This is a genomic window from Geothermobacter hydrogeniphilus (genome assembly GCF_002093115.1).
GTDB classification, from domain to species: Bacteria; Desulfobacterota; Desulfuromonadia; order Desulfuromonadales; family Geothermobacteraceae; genus Geothermobacter_A; species Geothermobacter_A hydrogeniphilus.
Window position 1 is genome coordinate 64,859 of the sequence record NZ_NAAD01000005.1, and the last position, 18,889, is coordinate 83,747.

Below are 18,889 nucleotides of genomic sequence, written 5' to 3' on the forward strand. Positions count from 1 at the left end.
GGCGGGCCTTTCAGTTCTTCATGACCAGGTTCAGGGGCTGTTCCAGGGCTTCGCAGACCCAGCGCAGGAAGCGGGCCCCCGCGGCGCCGTCGATGACCCGATGGTCATAGCTGAGGCTGAGGGGCAGGACCAGCTGTGGTTCGAACCCGGTCCCGTTCCAGGTCGGCTGCATTTCTGCCCTGGAGACCCCGAGGATGGCGACCTGCGGCGGGTAGACGATGGGAGTGAAGGCGGTCCCGCCGATGCCGCCGAGATTGCTGATGGTGAAGGTGCCGCCTTCGAGTTCCTCCGGCCTGATCCTGCGCCTGCGGGTACGGTCAGCCAGGTCATTCAATTCTCCGGCGATGGCTTCGATCCCCTTACGGTCAACATTGCGCAACACCGGAACCAGCAGACCGTCGGGAGTATCAACAGCGACGCCGATATTGATGAAATCGTGCAGCAGCAATTCGCGCCCGGCAAGGTCGAGGGCGCTGTTCAGGTGCGGAAAGACTCGCAGGGCGGCAGCGCAGACCTTGATCAGGATGGCGGTCATGGTGAGCCTGCCGTCCGGGCCGGTGGCGCTGTTGCGGGCCTGGCGGAACTCTTCGACGGGACCGACGACCGCCTGGTCATACTGGGTCACCATCGGGATGGTGGACCAGGCGTAGCTCATGGCGTCAGCGGTCAGTTCGCGAATCCGGGAGAGGGGTTCGCGGGTGGAGGTGCCGAACCGGCTGAAGTCGGGAAGGGGGCGCTGGGCGTGCAGCCCGGGAAATTCGGACGGGGGGATGCCGCCGCCGGTGACCCGTTGCATGGTGGTCTTGACGTAATCACGGATGTCGTCAGCGCTGATGCGGCCCCCCGGGCCGCTTCCCTGTACCTGGTAGATGTCAACACCGAGTTCGCGGGCCATCCGCCGGATGGTGGGGGAGGCCGGGGCGACGCGGTCGTCGCGACGAACGGCGGCCAGGTCGATTTCGGGGCGGGAGGTTGCAGCCGGGGCGGGTTCCGCTGCGGGGGGTTCATCCTCCGTCGGCTCCGTACGTTCTTTTTCGACGGGTTTCGGGGAGCTCTCATCGCTCACCGGAACCGCTTTCGGGTCCGCCGTTTCCAGCACCATGACGGTCGCTCCGATTTCAACCGTATCTCCCTCGGCGATAAGAATGTCACGGATGGTGCCCGCCATGGGAGACGGGATGGCGACCACGGCTTTGTCGGTTTCGAGTTCCAGCAGGGTCTGGTCGTCTTCGACCCGGTCACCGACGGCAACGTTCAGGGACGTTACCGTACCGGCCCTGACACCCTCGGAAACTTCCGGCAGCTTGATGTCCTGTTTCATGGCTTTCCCTGTCAATCCTGGTGCGGATTCAGTTTGTCGGCATTGATTTTCAAGTTCCCGGCGGCCGCGGTGAGAACCGATTTTGGTAATGATCCGGTTTCAACCTGCTGTTTCAGGGCGGCGAGAGTGATGTACCGCTCATCAACTTCGAAGAAGTCACGCAGGCTTGCCCGGTCATCGCTGCGGCCGAATCCGTCGGTGCCGAGGCAATGCAGGGGGCCGGGGAACCATCCGGCCACCATTGCCGGCAGAACTTTCATGTAGTCGCTGGCGGCGACGAAGGTGCCTTCTTCTTTTTCCAGCAGGCCGCGCAGGTAGGGAACGCGCGGTTTTTTGTCGGGATGCAGCAGGTTCCAGCGTTCGCATTCCACCGCGTCGTTGTAGAGTTCCTTGTAGCTGGTCACGCTCCAGACATCGGCGGCGATGGCGTAATCCTTTTCAAGACGGGTTTGCGCCTTGAGCGCCTCGTTGAGGATGGCCCCGCTGCCGAGCAGGTGGACCTTGCCCCCGGCTTTTTTCAGGTCTGACCGGCGGAAACAGTACATCCCCTTGAGAATCCCTTCGGGAATGTCGGCTTTTCGGGGCATCGCCGGCATCGGGTAGGTTTCGTTCATCACCGTCAGGTAATAGATCAGATCTTCCTGCTGACAGTACATCCGGGTCAGGCCGTCGTGAATAATAATCGCCAGTTCGTAGGCAAAGGCCGGGTCATAGGCCTTGACCCGGGTTGGCGTGAGGGCGAGGACGTGGCTGTGGCCGTCCTGGTGCTGCAGCCCTTCTCCGGCCAGGGTGGTACGTCCGGCGGTGGCACCGATGAGAAATCCTCGCGCGCGGCTGTCACAGGCTGCCCAGATCAGGTCACCGACCCGCTGGAAGCCGAACATGGAGTAGAAGGTATAGAAAGGGATGGTCTGGACGCCGTTGTTCGCGTGCGCGGTGCCGGCGGCAATGAAGCTGGCCATTGAACCGGCTTCGCTCAGACCTTCTTCGAGAATGGCACCCTCCTTCTTCTCGTTGTAGAACAGCAGGCTGCCCTTGTCGACCGGCTCGTACAACTGGCCGACGTGACTGTAGATGCCGGCCTGGCGGAAGAGGGACTCCATGCCGAAGGTGCGCGCTTCGTCGGGAACGATGGGGACGATCAGCTTGCCGAATTCGGGATCCTTGAGCAGTTTGGTCAACAGGTGGACATAGGCCATGGTGGTCGCCAGCGGCCGGTCACCGGAGCCGTCAAAATATTCGCTGATGATTTCCCGGGTGTGGCAGGCCATCGGGTAGCCGGCATCCTGTCGTTTCGGCAGGGTTCCGCCGAGAGCGGCACGCCGTTCGCGCAGGTACCGTATTTCCGGACTGTCTTCGGCGGGACGGTAGAAAGGGGTTTCGCCGATTTCCTGGTCGCTCACCGGGATGTTGAACCGGGTACGGAAGGCCTTCAGTTCATTCTCGTTCAACTTCTTCTGGGCGTGGGTGATATTTTTTCCTTCCCCGGCTTCACCGAGGCCGTAACCCTTGATGGTCTGGGCCAGGATGACGGTCGGAGCCCCCTTGTGGTCGACGGCTGCCTTGTAGGCCGCGTAGACCTTGTCCGGATCGTGTCCGCCGCGTGTCAGGCGCCCGAGCTGTTCGTCGCTGTAGTCCTTGACCAGTTCCGTAAGTTCGGGATACTTGCCGAAAAAGTGTTTCCGGACATAGGCTCCGGTGGAAAGAGTGAAGCGCTGCATTTCGCCATCAACCACCTCATCCATCCGCTGCACCAGCTTCCCGGAGGTGTCAGCTTCGAGCAGGCGGTCCCAGTCGTTTCCCCAGATCACCTTGATCACGTTCCAGCCCGCCCCGCGGAAGGCAGCTTCCAGTTCCTGGATGATCTTGCCGTTGCCGCGCACCGGACCGTCCAGGCGCTGCAGGTTGCAGTTGATGACGAAGATCAGGTTGTCGAGCTTTTCCCTGGCGGCGAGGGTGATCGCGCCGAGTGATTCGGGTTCGTCCATTTCGCCGTCACCGAGCATGGCCCAGACCTTGCGGCCGCTTCTCTTGCGCAGCCCCCGGTCCACCAGGTAGTGATTGAAGCGTGCCTGGTAGATGGCGCTGATGGCGGTCAGTCCCATGGAGACGGTGGGGAATTCCCAGAAGTTTTTCATCAGGAAGGGGTGGGGGTAGGAGGAGAGTCCTCCTTTGCCCGGCCTCAGTTCATGGCGGAACCCTTTCAGGTCGTCTTCCGTCAAGCGTCCTTCAAGAAAGGCCCGGGCGTAGATGCCCGGTGAGGCGTGCCCCTGAAAATAGACCATGTCGCCAAGGAAGTCATCAGTTCGGCCGCGCCAGAAATGATTGAAGCCCACCTCCCAGAGAGTGGCCGCCGAGGCGAAAGTCGAGATATGTCCGCCGATGCCGGGTGATTCCTGGTTGGCGCGGACGACCATCGCCATGGCATTCCAGCGGATGATCGACTTGATGCGCCGTTCAATCTCCCGTTCTCCGGGATAGACCGGCTGTCGGTCGCGAGGAATGGTGTTGATGTAGGGAGTGTTGGCAGTGAAGGGAATGCTGACGCCATGTTCCTGGGCCAGGACCTGAAGCAGGCGCAGGATCTGTCTGACCCGGTCAGGGCCCTGCGAGTGGAGGACATAGTCGAGGGATTCACGCCATTCGGCGTTTTCCGTTGCTTCCAGATCAAATGGGTCAACCGGTACTTTTTCGGACATGCCGGACTCCTTGCCGAAAGCGATGCCCGTGCCGGGGGAAGACGGCATGGACGAGTTGCGGTGCTTTGCTCAAGTTTATCCGGAATCTGTCCGATTCCAATCGAAACGGCTGAGGTTTTCCAGGCAGAAATGAAAAGGGCGGAACCGGGTGACCGGTTCCGCCCTTTTCAGGCTTGCATGCAAGTCCTGCTTACTTCTTGTGGCAGGTCTTACAGGAGGTGCTCACGCCTTTTTCCTTGTGGCAGCCTTTGCAGCGCTTGTGAGCGGCATTCTTGAATTTCGGAGCCTTGGTGCCGTCATGGCAGGAGCGGCAGGCACCGGCTTCAACACCCTTGTGATGGCAGGTTTTGCAATCAGCGATGCGCTCCTGGTGAGCCTTGTGCGGGAAAGTCACGGTGCCCATTTTGGCGGGCAGCTTGATGACTTCCGGACCGTTGCCGGCGAAGCTGATGGCGGCGGAACCGAGGGCGATGAAACCGACGGCGACCAGAACTGCGATGAAACGTTTCATGTCTACCTCCAGAAAAAAAGTTATGGGACAAAACGATGTTGTCCGAGACGTTGCGTAATGTATACTAATTTTCATTTGGATTTTCACCAGACATCAGCCTTGATGTCGCCCGATGTCGATAATAATTCGTGTGATTCAAGGTAGATAGATGCTGTTATGTCGGGTTTGAAATGATGCCCTGGTGGAGCTCTCAGAGGTGGGTTGCCAATTTCAAAAAGGCAATACAGGGTGTCTGAGAGCTATCTGTGAGGCAAGGCATCTGCTGGCCATAGGGGTACAGAGGTCTGTGTCAGATGACAACGGATCAGTTGCTGGTGACCTGGTGCCCCGGGCGGAGCAGGTCGTTGACCGTCTTGACCGGTTGGAAAACCTGTTCCGGAACTTCAACGAACAGGGTCAGCCAGCCGGCCATCGCGCCATTCCAGAGCCCGGGGCGTTCGAGGGCCTTGAGTTCGAGGCCCTGTTCCGATTTGCGGGTAATGATGATCGCCTGCTCATCAACGAAGTCGGACAGTCGATAGGGACGGTTATGATGGTCCCGAAGGGCGCAGGCCATCAGCACCGGGTTGAAGTGTGTCGCTGCTGCCAGGGCCTGTTGCGCTCGTTTGTCATCCCTCGGGATCTGCGCCATTTCCACGATTTGCGGGGTTGTTCCGTTTCGTCCCGCCACCCAGAAGGGGCCGCCTCCCGGTTCCCCGCTGTTGCGCACCATGCCGCAGACCCTGATGGGGCGGTTGAGTTGCTGCAGCAATTGATCACGTCGTGACCGCGGGACTTTGTCCCCGTGGGAGGATGCCGGCAGGCCGAGTGTCTCCAGCAGAGTTTCCGCGGCACGACAATTCTCGTTGTTGGCGCTGGATTCAAGCCGGCGCAGAATCGCGTGGACCCGGCTCTGAATCTCGACCAGCTTTCCCCCGAGCAGTTTCCACCAGTGAATGACTTCGGGTTGTTGCGGTTCGGGAACAACATTATCGATATTTTTGACCAGGACCAGGTCGCCCCCCGATTTTTCAAGATTGTCGAGCAGCGCGCCGTGACCGGCCGGGCGGAAGATGAGTTCACCCCTTTCGTTGCGGAGAACCCGGTTGTCGAGATCGACGGCGATCGTGTCGGTGGATGTGTGCTGACAGCTGAAACTGATCGCAATCGGTCGGCTGTTGACGGCAGGGATTTGTCCGCTGGCCAGACGGGCGGCCTGTTGGAAATCCTCAAGAAATTCGGGAGAAACCGTGAAGTGCAGTCGGACCGGGGTGCCTTCGGCGCCCGCAAGCTTGAGGGCTTCGGAAAGATGTTCCTCCAGGGGCGTTCGGACCCGGTCGGGATAGGCGTGGAAAGGGAGCAGTCCCTTGGGACGGCGGGCGTAATCAAGTCCCCAGGGTTCGAGCAGTCCGGCCAGGGCCGGAGCCAGGTTTCTTTGTTGCAGGAGCAGGTCAAGATCCTGTTGCCGCCTGCTCCGCAGGCAGTCTTTCAGGGCCTGGTAGAAGGGGAACCTGGAGAACTGGCTGAAAAATTGCTGATGAAACGGGAAGTCGGGACAATCCCCGTCATTCAACCATTGGTCAAGCGCCGCCGCGGAATGAAACAGATTCTTGAACATGCGGCTGGCTGCACCGCTGGCGGGTACAAATCGACTGAAACGACCCTTGTTCGCGGACTCTTCGAAGGCCTGAACGAGAGGTCCCTCCCGGTCGGCGTCGAACAGGCTGATGCCGTCCCCGGGTGTGCAGGCACGATCGATACTCAAAGGCTCTGGAGGGTTCCGGAACAGTTCGAGTTGTCGTTCAGTTTCAGTGATTGATAAACCGTGGGCGGCGATCTGCGCGAGGTCGGATTGCGTAAAAGGCATGCTTCCCCCATAGAATGAATCTTCAAGGCCTGGGGTGATGATACCCTCTGCGGGGAAAAGTTCAAGTGGTTGTTTTTACATCTTTTCAGGCCGGTGCCGGTTTTTTTCGCACCAGGGTCTGGAGAAATCTCTGGACGTTTTCGACCAGTTCCGTCGCGGCCGTTTCGGGGTTTTGGATAATGCCCAGAAAATATTTGTCGATGGGGAAAATATGGCAGTGGTGCTGTCCCTGTCGTTTCAGAGTCAGGCAGCGAAAGCCGGAGAAACCGATGGCCTGCTGGATCGCCTGGGCATTTATGCCGCAGATGGTGGCAACGGAGGCCAGGTCGTCGCAGTCCTCCATGTTGTGGGTGATGACGTGCCCATCGTGACGGCAGAGGACGAACTGGTTGACACCGTCGATCTGGACAATACGCTGGGCGAAACGGTCGGCATTTGACATGGCGTTATCCCTGTCCGGCAGCGAGCTTCAGTTGGCTCTGGATCAGATCACGGTACTGTTTGGCTTTCTGGTTGTCGCCGATGTCGCGGCAGACCAGGTCGATGAGGTGCGGCAGGTTGGTGATCGATACCTGGAAAGTTTTGCTCCATTCGATCAACGCGTCCTGGAAAAGGATCTCCGCCATCGGCCCGATAACGCTGGCCAGCTGCTGCTGCATGCCTTTCATCGGTGTCGACAGCGGCCCCCTGGCCAGGAGTTCTTCCGGGGTGACCTCGGGGGATTGCCGATCCGCAGCCTGCGCGGCTGCCGGGGAAGCTGTCACAGGGGATTGCGCCGGGGCGGCTGAACGTGGTTGCCGCAGGTCCTCCAGGGCCATCTTCAGAGACATGCTCAGCAGGTTCATGTTGGCCGCCGGATCACAGATCACCATGATATAGCGTCCTTCGCTGATTTCACGGGTGATCAGGGTCGCCTCTTCGTAGCAGAGACTGGTTTCGGCCAGATCATTGAAACTGAGTCGACCGGCACTGAATATCTTGTTCAGCAGTTTTCCCATGCCGGCAAGTTTTTCCGGTTTGAAGAGGCCGGGCAGGTTGTTGGCCAGGACCCCCTGCTGGGCCTGGTAGATGGCCGCGCCAACCACTCCCGGGATGGCCTTGAGATCATCGAGTGCCTGTTGCATGTGTTCCCCCTGGGTCGAATGGTGTCCTTGTCAGAAGAGGTCTTCCGCCAATTGTTCCATGACGGGTTTCGGGCGACTGCCCGGTTTTAAGCTTATGGCAATCCTGTGGCTGCCGTGGCGGAAGAAAAGAAAGCGGTTCTTCTGCCCGGCCTTGACCATGACATGAGAGAGGGTTCCGCAGCCGACGTAGGCCTCCATCTCCTCACCAACCTGGAACAGGTAGCTGGGATCCAGCCCGCTCAGTGAACAGGGTTCCCTGCTCTTGTGTTCGAGGAAATTTTTCGCATCAAAAATTGCATATTCAAGAATTTCAGATGTTTTTTCAAGTCTTTCAAGGAGATTCGGGTCGAGTTTATCTGGAGCATTGGTTGCCGGTTGAGTCGGGTTCATGCTGCTTCGTGGCGCGTCCTCCTTGTCAGTGAGGAGGTTTCCAAAGTGGTTTTCCGGGAGGCCTTCATTTCGCGGCACATCGGGAGCGGCTTCAGCCGCAGCGTCTTCGTCCTTGATCCTGAAGGCTTCCATGAGCAGGAATTCCAGGGTTGCTTCGATCTTTTTTTCCTGCTTGCGACAGATGCTGTCCATTTCGATTTCGGCATCATCCCAGGCGACAATCCGGTAGGCGGCCTCTTCGCCATGGAGATCGCCGGTTTCAGCGTCCAGCAGAGCGCCGCCGCGCAGGTAGAGATAGCCCACCCTTCCTCTTGAATGGACCTTCAGGGTACAGCTTTTCTGTTCCATGTGGACCAGCTGCAGGAAGGTCGCCAGGGTGATGCCACGGATATAGCTGTGTTTTTCTTCTGCCAGGGCATTGTCGATCGTTCGGGTCAGATGGTCGAAGTCAAGCGGTTTTTCCAGGTAGTGCAGGGCCTGGATCTTGCTCAGCCGCGCCTCGATATCCGGAGTTCCGAACGCGGTCATGACGATAACCGGCAATTCCGGCTGGCAGCGGCTGACATAGGCCAGAAGTTCGAACCCGTCCATGATCGGCATTTTCAGATCGGTGACCAGGAGATCAACTTTCCTGGTGGTGAGAACCTCAACCGCCTGTTGTCCATTGTTGGCGGTCAGAATACGGAAATTCCGATCGAGAGTGATCAGCCCGTCACGCAGGCTGAGCAGGAACGGTTTTTCATCGTCAACGAGGAGTATGGTCGGCATCCTGGCCTGCCTCATTTCGCTGTGTTGCCGGGGTGTCGGACATCGGCAAGGCGATTCTCATGATGGTTCCGCGCCCCGGCGTGCTTTGGACATCAATACTGGCGTTCATCTTGGTTAAAAGCTTCTGAACAATGACCAGTCCAAGACCGTTGCCGTTCGGCTTGTTGGTGCAGAAGGGCTGGAAAAGTCTTTTCTGTTCATCTTCGGTCATGCCGCAGCCGTTGTCTTCTACGTAAATCCAGGCAAGATGGTCGCTGAATCTGAGCCTGATGGCGATGGTCGGCCTGTCCGTGTCTGCCAGCGCGTCCGCGGCGTTGGACACCAGGTTGAGGAGGGCCTGGTGCAGCGCCCGGGGATCGATGGTGACGAAGACCGAATTGTCAAAGCCGTCGATGCGCAGCGAAATTCCCTTGCTTTCGATATCGCGTGAGAGCAGCGGCAGGAAGCGGTCCATGAAGTGGGCGAGATCGACCTCCCGGCATTCGACATTCTCAAACATACTGAAATTTTTCAACGATTTCAGCATATATTCCATCCGGCCGATTTCCTGCTGGGCCCGATCGAAATACTCTTCAATGGTTTCCGGAGGGAATTTCCCCAGGTTGTTGCGCAGGACGCTCAGTGTCATCTTGATTGAATTGAGGGGGTTGCCTATTTCATGACGGATTCCCGAAAAGATGAAACCGATATTGTCCATGGTGTTGACCGCCTGCGCAATCGACTCAAGACGCAGTTTCTCGGTGATGTCACGGACAAAGATACAGCAACAGCGGTCATGAATATAGTATTGGCTGAAGCCGAGCATGCGTCCCCGGAATTCAAGGGTCCGGGATGTGCCGGGCCGCGTGAGACCGGATTCCTGCCCCTGGGGATGGTTGAACATTTCCAGGAGCTGGTTGCCCACCAGCTCCTCACCGCCATCCCGGAGAATGTCGAAAACGGCCCGGTTGCGATAGTCAATCCGGCCGTTCGTGGGATCGAAGACGATGATGCCGATATCAAGTTTGTCGAGCAGGGCCGCATGACTCCAGTTGGAATGCTGGACATCGGAGTCCGCCGCGCGGCGGCTCGATTTGCTGATGATGTGCGGCATCAATGGTCCCTTTTGTGCACGATGGCCAGGGTGCGGCGGATCAGGCCGCCTTTTTTCTCAGGCGTTGAATCGCGAATTTGATGCTGGTGCCGAGGCGGTCGACCGCGCGTGCCAGATCGCCGATTTCGTCTCTGCGGTCTAGCCCCTCGATGGTGATGTCGAGTTTGCCCTGGCTCAGCTGGTCCGCGGCCCTGGTCAGGTTGCGAATCGGTTCAGCAAGGCGTTTCGATACCAGGACCGCCACAAGAATAACCACCAGCAGGGTCGCCACCAGCAGGACCATGGCGCGCAGGTTGGCGGCCCGGACCGGGGCGTAGGCTTCGTCATAATCCTGCTGGGTGATCACGACCCAGCCGTCACGGGTTTTCTGCACTGAAGCGATCACCTTGTTTCCGCTTTCATCCTGGTAGATCGCCTGTTGTTGCCCCTGCTTCAATGCCAGAAAGGCCGGGTGACGGCTGAAATCGGCGCGGGTGCGAGTGAATTTTTTCGACTGGTGAGCTATGACTTCACCCTTTTCATCCAGCAGAAAAGCAAAGCCGCTTTGACCGATCCTCGCTTCGGTAATGCTTCGGGAGAGATCGCTCAGGGTCATGGCGATAGCTATGACCCCGCTCAATGCGCTGCGTTGGTCATGGATCGGCGCGGAAAGGACAAGCGCCGGTTTTCCGGAGGTCTTGCCGATCAGCACCTGCTTGCCGAACGGCTTGCCTGCCAATACCTGCTTGATGTAGTCGCGATCGCCGTAATATTTGGTACGCTTGCCGTCGCTGCGACCGATGTTGTTACCGCTGGTATCGGTCGTGAAGGCGAGGTAGGCCCATTCGTAGTTCCTGGTAATGGTCTGCAGTACCGGGTTCTGACGATCCGCCCGCATGGAAACAACATCCTTGAGGGCGGCATTCTGCAGCAGCATTCGCTGGTTCATGGTGACCCAGTCATCCACCCGGGTGGCCAGGTTGCGCGAGAAAGCGGCCAGTTGCTGTTCCGCCCGCTCACCGGTCAATTGCCGGATCCCCTGGTTGTCGATGGCCCAGATGATGGCCAGGGGGATCAGGGAAACGCAGAGAGTGGTCAACAGGATTTTCTGCAGGATGCCGAAGCGTCCGGCGGTATGGACTGCCATTGCTGTCTCCCGGGGAGAATAATAAAACGTAGTTACTCTGAAGCTGTCAGCGCATCTGGTACCAATTATATTTTCTAACATTATCATGATAAATGTATGAAAATCAAACAGTTAAAAAATACAATGATTTCATTAGTGTTCTATTAAGTGACTTTTTCGGGTCTGCTTCACGGCTAAATAACCACGAGGGCACAACCCGGGCCCGAAAGGAAATAAAACGCAAGGTTTCTGGTCGCATGGAGGGTTCGGTAAGGAAGGGTGCTTAAAAAGTAGACGGATTTAAAAAAGTCTGTTTAAATGATGTGCATTTCCGAAAACAAATCAGGGGCAGAGAAGGGGGCGTCCTTGGCCTTTTTTCAACGAAACCCCCTGTAAAACAACCCCTTTCTGCAATTGTTTGTTTTGTTGCCGCTTTGGGCAAAGAAATTGCTAAAATCTGCGGCAGGCCACAGGCAAAACGAATCAGAAACATCTATTCGGGGAGGTAGTTAGATGAGAAAAGTCGAGGCGATTATCAAGCCTTTCAAGCTCGACGAAGTTAAAGAAGGGTTGAATGAAATCGGTATCCAGGGGATTACCGTCAGCGAAGTCAAAGGTTTCGGGCGGCAGAAGGGGCATACCGAGCTCTATCGCGGCGCGGAATATGTCGTCGACTTCATTCCCAAGATAAAAATGGAAATCATCGTTGCTGACGATATGGCCGCCAAGGTTGTCGAGGTCATTGAAGAGTCGGCAAAGACCGGTCGTATCGGTGATGGCAAGATCTTTGTCACGCCGGTTGACGAAGTTGTCCGGATCCGTACGGGAGAACGGGGGGAAGAGGCTCTTTAGGAGTCTTTTTTTTCATTCACCAACACCATTGCCCGCGTTGTCGCGGGCAAATTCTTTGTTTAAAAAAGGAGAGTTCAATGACCGCGAAAGAAGTTGTGGCTTTTGCCAAGGAAAACAATTGCCAGATGGTCGATTACAAATTTCTCGACTTTGTCGGGATCTGGCAGCATTTTTCAACCCCGATCACCGAATTCAGCGAAGACATTTTCGACGAAGGCATCGGCTTCGACGGCTCTTCCATTCGCGGCTGGCAGCCGATTCACAACTCCGATATGCTGATCATGCCCGATCCGGCCACCGCCAAGGTTGACCCCTTCCCGGAAATCCCGACCCTGAGCCTGATCTGCAATATTGTCGACCCCCTGACCCGTGAGGGTTACTCCCGCGATCCCCGTTATATCGCCCAGAAGGCGGAAGCTTATCTGAAATCATCCGGTATCGGTGACACCGCCTACTTTGGCCCCGAGCCGGAGTTCTTCATCTTCGACGATGTCCGCTACAGTCTGGAGCAGAACCAGTCTTTCTACAGCGTCGACTCGGTCGAGGGTATCTGGAACACCGGCCGCGAGGAATTCCCCAATCTCGGCTACAAGCCGCGCAACAAGGAAGGCTACTTCCCGGTCGCTCCGACCGATTCGATGATTGACCTGCGCAACGAGATGGTTCAGGTGCTGCAGGAAGTCGGCCTGAATATCGAGGCCGTGCATCATGAAGTCGCCACCGGCGGTCAGGCCGAAATCGACATGCGCTTCGATTCCCTGCTGAACATGGGCGACAACCTGCAGTGGTTCAAGTATGTCATCAAGAATGTCGCCATCCGCAACGGCAAGACCGTGACCTTCATGCCCAAGCCGATCTTCAATGACAACGGCTCCGGGATGCACTGCCACCAGTCGATCTGGAAGGACGGCAAGAACCTCTTCGCCGGCGACGGCTACGGCGGCCTGAGCAAGACCGCCCTGTACTACATCGGCGGCATCATCAAGCACGCCAAGGCCCTGTGCGCCTTCACCAACCCGAGCACCATCTCCTACAAGCGCCTGGTCCCCGGCTTCGAGGCGCCGATCAACCTGGCCTACTCGAACCGCAACCGTTCCGCTTCGCTGCGGATTCCGTCGACCAACAACGAGAAGGCCAAGCGGGTCGAGTACCGGACTCCCGATCCGAGCTGCAACGGCTACCTCGCCTTTGCCGCCCAGCTGATGGCAGGTCTTGACGGCATCGAGAACAAGATCGATCCGGGTCAGCCGCTGGACAAGGATATCTACGGCCTGTCACCCGAGGAACTCAAGGATGTTCCGCAGGTTGCCACCTCCCTTGACGAGGCGTTGACCGCTCTTAAAGAGGACAATGCCTGGCTGCTCAAGGGCGACGTCTTCACTCAGGATGTCATCGACATGTGGATCGAGTACAAAACCGAGAACGAGATCGCCCCGGTTCGCAACCGGCCGACTCCGACCGAATTCGCGCTTTATTTCGACTGCTGATTCGTTGTTGTCCCGTCTGCAGACAAAGGCCCCCTGCGGTTGATCCGCGGGGGGCTTTTTTGTCGTAAGGCGCCGGCTTTTTCGTCAACGCTGCGCTGCAGGACCACTTCGCTTGTGCGATATCGCAGCCGCTGTCCCTCGGCACTCATGGGCTGAGTCTTGATCTATCCTGAATCAGTGAGCACCTTGTCGGCGAACAGCGCAAGTCATCCAGCGCCTTGAGGCATGAGAGCAAGCTTGTCCAGCGTAATTGCAAACGCCATCTCTTCTTGACTCATGTTTCGAAGAGGTGTATTTGTTGCTTTCAAGGCGTCACCAGAATATGTGAACAGGCGGAAAATGTTCAAGAAATCTGATCCGGTTCGAATCCCGTTTCAAATCTTTACGCTGGCTGTCCTCTGCCTGCTGCTGATCGGCCTGTACCCGGTCCCCTGTTTTCACCCGTCATCCTCTGTCAGCTCCGAAGTGACCCATTCCGGGGTCGATTCGATCCCTTTCCACAGCCTCTCATCGTCCGCTGATTTCGATGACAATTTTGAGGCACTGCTTCACTCTCCGACTGAAGTCGCCCCCGCCAACGAATCCGGACTGCTGGTGTGGCAATCCGTTGTTCGTCTCGGAACATTCTCTGCAGGTGTTCCTTTCGACCATCTCACCCGTCCGCCCCCTGCAATATTCCCCGTCTGACCCGGCTCCTTTTTTATCTCGTTCAAAGTTTTCCCCGCTCGGCCGTTTCGACCCGTTTCTCACCAGATCCGCTGTCGTGTTGGTTGCGGTCGAGCTGACAATGCAGGTCCTGCCGTTTTCCGGCGCGGCTTCATGCTGGTGACGGCTTTGTGCCACGTCATGAATCGGAACATCGATTCAGGAAAGGAAAGAAGATGATTGCGGTTGAACAGATCAGTCGTAACTATGGAGATTTCCTCGCGGTTGACAAGGTTTCGTTTGAGATCAGTCGCGGGGAGGTGGTTGGCTTGCTGGGCCATAACGGCGCCGGCAAATCGACGATCATGAAAATGTTGACCGGCTATCTTGAGCCGAGTTCCGGTTCGATATTCATTGCCGGAAAGCCGCTGGCCGAGACGATGCAGCAGGCCCGTAAACGGATCGGTTATCTGCCGGAAAATTGTCCGGTCTATCCGGAAATGTCAGTTGTCGATTTTCTCGATTTTACCGCCACCCTGCGCGGTGTTCCGAAAGACCGACGGCCGGCCGCCATCCGCTCGGCTGTCGAACGGGCCGATCTGGGTGAAAAGGCGACAGCTTCCATCGCCAGCCTCTCCCGTGGGTTTCGTCAACGGGTCGGTGTTGCCCAGGCGTTGCTGCACGATCCCGACATTCTGATTCTGGATGAACCGACCAACGGTCTTGACCCCGGGCAGATTGAACACATGCGCGAACTGCTTCGCAATCTCGGTCGGGAATCAACGGTTATTGTGTCGACCCATATCCTCCAGGAGGTCGAGGCGATTTGCGGCCGGGTGCTTATTTTACGTCACGGTCAACTGGCCCTTGATGCCCGGCTTGATGAATTGCATGGACGCGGATTGTTGTTGAGTTGTGACGCCGCCCCGAGCGAGGTGCGCGAACGCCTGCAGCGGTTGCCCGAGTTGACGGGCCTGGAGCTGCAACAGCAGGCTGAGGGTCGTTACACCTACCGGCTTGAACCACGGGACGACGCGTCAGCTCTGGCTCCCGTCGCGGCTGCCGAGGTCGTCGCCGCGGGCTGGAAACTTTACGCCCTGCAGCCCGAGGAGAAATCGCTGGAAAAGGTTTTTCACCAGATCACTGCCGGGGAGGTGCTCCAAAATGCAGCATGACAGTCTTCGTGTGGCGCGCAAAGAATTGTCGGCATTCTTCGCGTCGCCGGTCGCCTATATCTTTCTTGGATCCTTTCTGCTGGTCTGTTTGTTCATATTTTTCTGGGGTGAAGCCTTTTTTGCCCGCAACATCGCCGATGTCAGGCCCCTGTTTGACTGGATGCCGATCCTGCTGATTTTCCTGGTTGCGGCGTTGACCATGCGCATGTGGAGTGAAGAACGGCGCATGGGGACGCTTGAACACCTGCTGACCCTGCCGGTGCCGCCGCTGCAGCTTCTGTTCGGCAAGTTTCTCGCCGCCATGACCCTGCTGGCCCTGGCGTTGCTGCTGACCCTGCCGTTGCCGGTGACCGTCAGTCTGATCGGTCCGCTCGACTGGGGCCCGGTCTGGGGCGGCTACCTGGCGGCGTTGTTTCTGGGGGCGGCCTATATCTCCATCGGGCTGTACCTGAGCGCGCGCAGCGAAAATCAGATTGTCAGCCTGATCTCGACCGTGCTGGTCTGTGGCGTTTTCTACCTGCTCGGCAGCGATCTGCTGACCAGTTTTTTCGATAACCGCACCGCCGAGATATTTAAGCTGTTCGGCAGCGGTTCCCGTTTCGCGTCGATCACCCGCGGGGTGATCGATCTGCGTGATCTCTATTACTATGCCAGCCTGGTCGGGGTGTTCTTTGTTCTGACACTGTACAGTCTCGAAAAGTTGCGCTGGTCGAAGGGGGGGGAGGCCGCTCGTCACCGGAGTTACGCCTTCCTGGTGCTGCTGATGGTCGCCAACCTGGTCTGCGGCAATCTCTGGATGCAGCAGATCGGCAGCGCGCGTCTTGATCTGACCGAAGGGCGGATCTATTCCATTTCCCCGGCGACCCGCAACTACCTGCGGCAGTTGCAGCAGCCGCTTTTGATTCGGGGCTATTTCAGTGCCAAAACACATCCCCTGCTGGTGCCCCTGGTGCCCCGGTTGCGTGATCTCATCCGTGAATACCAGGTTGCCGGCGGCTCACGGGTCCATGTTGAATTTATCGATCCGCAGGAGCATCCCGACCTGGAGGCGGAAGCCAACCAGAAATATGGAATCAAGCCGGTTCCCTTTCAGGTTGCCGACCGTTATCAGTCGTCGCTGATCAACTCCTATTTCCATCTTCTCATCCAGTATGGAGACCAGTACCAGGTTCTCGGTTTCCGCGACCTGATCGAGATCAAGCAACACGGTGAAACCGGCCTCGATGTCGAACTGCGCAACCCCGAATATGAAATAACCCGCAGTATCAGGAAGGTGATGTACGGTTTCCAGGGGGGCGGCGACCTGTTCGCGTCTCTGAGCAGACCGCTGACCCTGACCGGATACATCTCCGCCGATCGGCAGCTGCCGGGATTTCTGAAGACATTCCGCCGGGAGTTGCAGACCCTGGCCGACAAACTGGCTCAACAGGCCGGCGATAAATTTCATTTCGAGATCAAGGATCCCGATGCCGATGGCGGTGCGCTGGCGCGGGAAATTGAGCAGAAATACGGTTACCGGCCGATGCAGGCGGGGCTGTTTGACTCTCGGCGTTTTTATTTCTATCTCAACTTGAGTGACGGAGACCAGCAGCTGCAGGTTCCGTTGCCGCATGATTTTACCCGTGAGTCCCTGAAGCAGAACCTGTTGGCAACGCTCAAGCGGTTCTCTCCCGGATACCTGAAAACAGTTGCCCTGGCGGTTCCCCGTCCCGCAGCCAATCCGTATATGAGTCATTACGGTCTGGATAACAGCAAGCAGTTTGAAACCCTGCGCAAGCAGCTGGAGACGAACCACAATGTGCGCACCATCGATCTCGAACAGGGTCGCATTCCGGAAATCGCCGATATTCTCGTGGTTGTCGCTCCTGAACAGCTGACCGACAAGGGGGTGTTCGCCATTGACCAGTTCCTGATGAAGGGCGGGACGGTGATGCTGGCAACGTCTCCCTACCAGGTCAGCCTGAATCGTGACAGCCTGACGGCCCGGACCCGGACCAGCCCCCTGCTGGCCTGGTTGAAGCACAACGGGCTGACCCTGCAGCAGAAAATGGTTCTTGACCCCCGTAATCAGCCTTTCCCGATACCGGTGACGCGCAATGTCGGTGGTTTCAGCCTGCGTGAACTGCGCATGGTTCCCTATCCCTATTTTGTCGACGTGCGTGCAGAGGGGTTGAATCCCGGTCTGCCGGTTACGTCAGGACTCAACCAGGTGATGATCAACTGGGCGTCTCCCATCGAGACCGATGCGCAGAAGACGGCCGGGATGAAGGTCGACTGGCTGCTGAAAAGCTCCGCCGAGTCCTGGACCTCGACCAGTACCAACCTGATCCCCCGTCTCGAACACTATGGGCGGGCCGGATTCACTCCGGGAAAAGACCGGGGCGAAAAGTTACTGGCCGTGGCCCTGACCGGGCGGTTTGATTCCTATTTCAAGGGCAAACCCTCACCCTTGCTGGAGAAACCGGACAAGACCGCCGGAACAACCGGGAACAACCGGGATAAACAGGCGAAACAGGAACTGGACAGTGTCATCGAACGCTCTCCTGAATCGGCCCGGCTGGTCCTGTTCGGATCGCGTGACTTTCTCAGTGACCAGACCCTGCAGCTGGCCGCCAGTGCCGCCGGTCAGGAACAATTGGGCGCCCTGCAGCTGCTTGACAACGCCCTTGACTGGTCACTGGAAGATCCCGGCCTGTTGAGTATCCGCAGCCGCGGTCATTACGCGCGGACCCTGATGCCGCTCACGCGCGAGACGCAGATGGGGTGGGAATATCTCAATTACGCCCTGGTGCTGGTCGGTCTGCTGCTGGTGTTTGTGGCCTACCGGTTGCGCAGCCGCCGGGTGCGGCAGCGTTACCAGTTGTTGCTGGAAGGGAGGAATTAGGTCATGCGACGTCGAATGATCTTTTTGGGTCTGTTGCTGCTGGCGCAGCTCGGTCTGGCTTTTGGGCTGAAAATGGAGCGGCAGGATCTCGGGGCCTTCAAAGGCTCCGGACCGTTGCTCGCCATCTCGGAAGACGCGCCCGACATGCTGGTCTTTTCCGGGCCGGACAAGGCGGAGATAAAGCTTCAGAAGGTTGATGGTCAATGGCAGTTGCCGGAGTCCTTCGGAACCCCCGCCGACAAGCAGAAAATTGCTGATCTTCTGCATCGCCTGACCACCATCAGGCGTCCCTGGCCGACCGCGGACGGAGACGACGTGGCGGACCGTTTCAAGGTGTCGGCCACCGATTATGAACGACGGCTGCAGTTTTTCCAGGGAAAGAAAAAGCTGGCGACACTGCTGCTGGGAAGTTCCCCCGGTTTCCGCAAGGTTCATGCCCGGGTCGAGGGAGAAAAGAAGATTTACGATATTCCTTTCAGTACCTACAAGGTCAGCCTGAAGGCGGATAACTGGATTGACAAGCGACAGTTGCAGGTTGAGCGTGAGAAGATCAGCAGTATCAATCTTCCGGACTGCCGCATTGTCAGGAAGGACAAGGTGTTCCAGGTCGAGGGGCTGGACAACGGGGAACAGACCGACCGGCAGAAAGTCGATGCCCTGGTCGCCAAGGTGACCGGACTGCAGATCCTCGATGTGGTCGACAAACCACAGCAACCTCTGTCCGGTTCGGGGATTCTGAACCTGACGGTCAATTTTGTCGATGGCCGCAAGCGCAGTTACCAGTTGCGCAAGGGGGACCATCAGGATGTCCTGCTGCAGGTTTCCGACCGGCCTTACCTGTACAAGGTGCGTTCCGGTCTGTTGACGGAACTGCAGGGCTATCAACGGGCACAACTGGTGAAAATGAATCCCCCGTCGCCGCCATCAACGTCTGATGGAGGGAACTCCGGGGCGAGTTGACAGTGCCGGTTCCGCTGCCAGACGGCGGA

The 18,889-nt window shown here is 57.8% G+C and carries 14 protein-coding genes; 5 read left to right on the forward strand and 9 right to left on the reverse strand.

All coding sequences use genetic code 11. The annotated features are described in order from the left end of the window. Window positions 1-10: 10 nt before the first annotated feature. From B5V00_RS05835 to B5V00_RS05875, 9 genes are all read right to left on the reverse strand, one after another. Window positions 11-1,321 carry a 2-oxo acid dehydrogenase subunit E2 gene (locus B5V00_RS05835; protein WP_085009832.1) on the reverse strand — a complete coding sequence of 437 codons (1,311 nt, stop codon included), beginning with the start codon at window positions 1,319-1,321 and terminating at the stop codon, window positions 11-13. 11 nt (window positions 1,322-1,332) lie between these two features. Continuing rightward, window positions 1,333-4,020 carry a pyruvate dehydrogenase (acetyl-transferring), homodimeric type gene (aceE, locus tag B5V00_RS05840; protein WP_085009833.1) on the reverse strand — a complete coding sequence of 896 codons (2,688 nt, stop codon included), beginning with the start codon at window positions 4,018-4,020 and terminating at the stop codon, window positions 1,333-1,335. Window positions 4,021-4,210: 190 nt separating this feature from the next. Next, complete coding sequence (locus tag B5V00_RS05845; protein ID WP_085009834.1) at window positions 4,211-4,531, reverse strand: cytochrome c3 family protein; 321 nt, start codon at window positions 4,529-4,531, stop codon at window positions 4,211-4,213. Between the two features lie 304 nt (window positions 4,532-4,835). Continuing rightward, window positions 4,836-6,377, reverse strand: a complete 1,542-nt coding sequence (locus B5V00_RS05850; RefSeq protein WP_085009835.1) for a DUF4301 family protein — start codon at window positions 6,375-6,377, stop codon at window positions 4,836-4,838. 85 nt (window positions 6,378-6,462) lie between these two features. Continuing rightward, complete coding sequence (locus B5V00_RS05855; RefSeq protein WP_085009836.1) at window positions 6,463-6,819, reverse strand: roadblock/LC7 domain-containing protein; 357 nt, start codon at window positions 6,817-6,819, stop codon at window positions 6,463-6,465. Between the two features lie 4 nt (window positions 6,820-6,823). Continuing rightward, window positions 6,824-7,501, reverse strand: a complete 678-nt coding sequence (locus B5V00_RS05860; RefSeq protein WP_085009837.1) for a DUF8082 domain-containing protein — start codon at window positions 7,499-7,501, stop codon at window positions 6,824-6,826. A 30-nt stretch (window positions 7,502-7,531) separates the two neighbouring features. Then, window positions 7,532-8,659 (reverse strand): response regulator, encoded by a 1,128-nt coding sequence (locus B5V00_RS05865; protein ID WP_172399634.1) that lies wholly within the window; start codon window positions 8,657-8,659, stop codon window positions 7,532-7,534. Next, window positions 8,637-9,752, reverse strand: a complete 1,116-nt coding sequence (locus tag B5V00_RS05870) for a two-component system sensor histidine kinase NtrB (protein WP_085009839.1) — start codon at window positions 9,750-9,752, stop codon at window positions 8,637-8,639. Before B5V00_RS05870 ends, B5V00_RS05865 begins: the two co-directional genes overlap by 23 nt. A 40-nt stretch (window positions 9,753-9,792) precedes the next feature. Next, window positions 9,793-10,878 (reverse strand): HAMP domain-containing protein, encoded by a 1,086-nt coding sequence (locus tag B5V00_RS05875; protein ID WP_172399635.1) that lies wholly within the window; start codon window positions 10,876-10,878, stop codon window positions 9,793-9,795. Window positions 10,879-11,370: 492 nt separating this feature from the next. Here B5V00_RS05875 and B5V00_RS05880 point away from each other — a divergent pair, with 492 nt between their 5' ends. The 5 genes from B5V00_RS05880 to B5V00_RS05905 all read left to right on the forward strand — a co-directional run bounded on the left by B5V00_RS05880 (window position 11,371) and on the right by B5V00_RS05905 (window position 18,860). Then, entirely contained in the window at window positions 11,371-11,709 is a 339-nt protein-coding gene (locus B5V00_RS05880) for a P-II family nitrogen regulator (protein ID WP_085009841.1), read from the forward strand. Between the two features lie 77 nt (window positions 11,710-11,786). Continuing rightward, the gene (glnA, locus tag B5V00_RS05885; RefSeq protein WP_085009842.1) at window positions 11,787-13,196 is read left to right on the forward strand and encodes a type I glutamate--ammonia ligase; all 1,410 of its coding nucleotides are present in this window, start codon (window positions 11,787-11,789) and stop codon (window positions 13,194-13,196) included. Window positions 13,197-14,077: 881 nt separating this feature from the next. Further along, window positions 14,078-15,016: an ABC transporter ATP-binding protein gene (locus tag B5V00_RS05895; RefSeq protein ID WP_085009844.1), complete on the forward strand. Its 939-nt coding sequence runs from the start codon at window positions 14,078-14,080 to the stop codon at window positions 15,014-15,016. Then, window positions 15,006-17,900 carry a Gldg family protein gene (locus B5V00_RS05900; RefSeq protein WP_085009845.1) on the forward strand — a complete coding sequence of 965 codons (2,895 nt, stop codon included), beginning with the start codon at window positions 15,006-15,008 and terminating at the stop codon, window positions 17,898-17,900. The genes B5V00_RS05895 and B5V00_RS05900 overlap by 11 nt, the downstream gene beginning before the upstream one ends. A 3-nt stretch (window positions 17,901-17,903) precedes the next feature. After that, complete coding sequence (locus B5V00_RS05905; protein WP_085009846.1) at window positions 17,904-18,860, forward strand: DUF4340 domain-containing protein; 957 nt, start codon at window positions 17,904-17,906, stop codon at window positions 18,858-18,860. The last annotated feature ends 29 nt before the right edge of the window (window positions 18,861-18,889 follow it).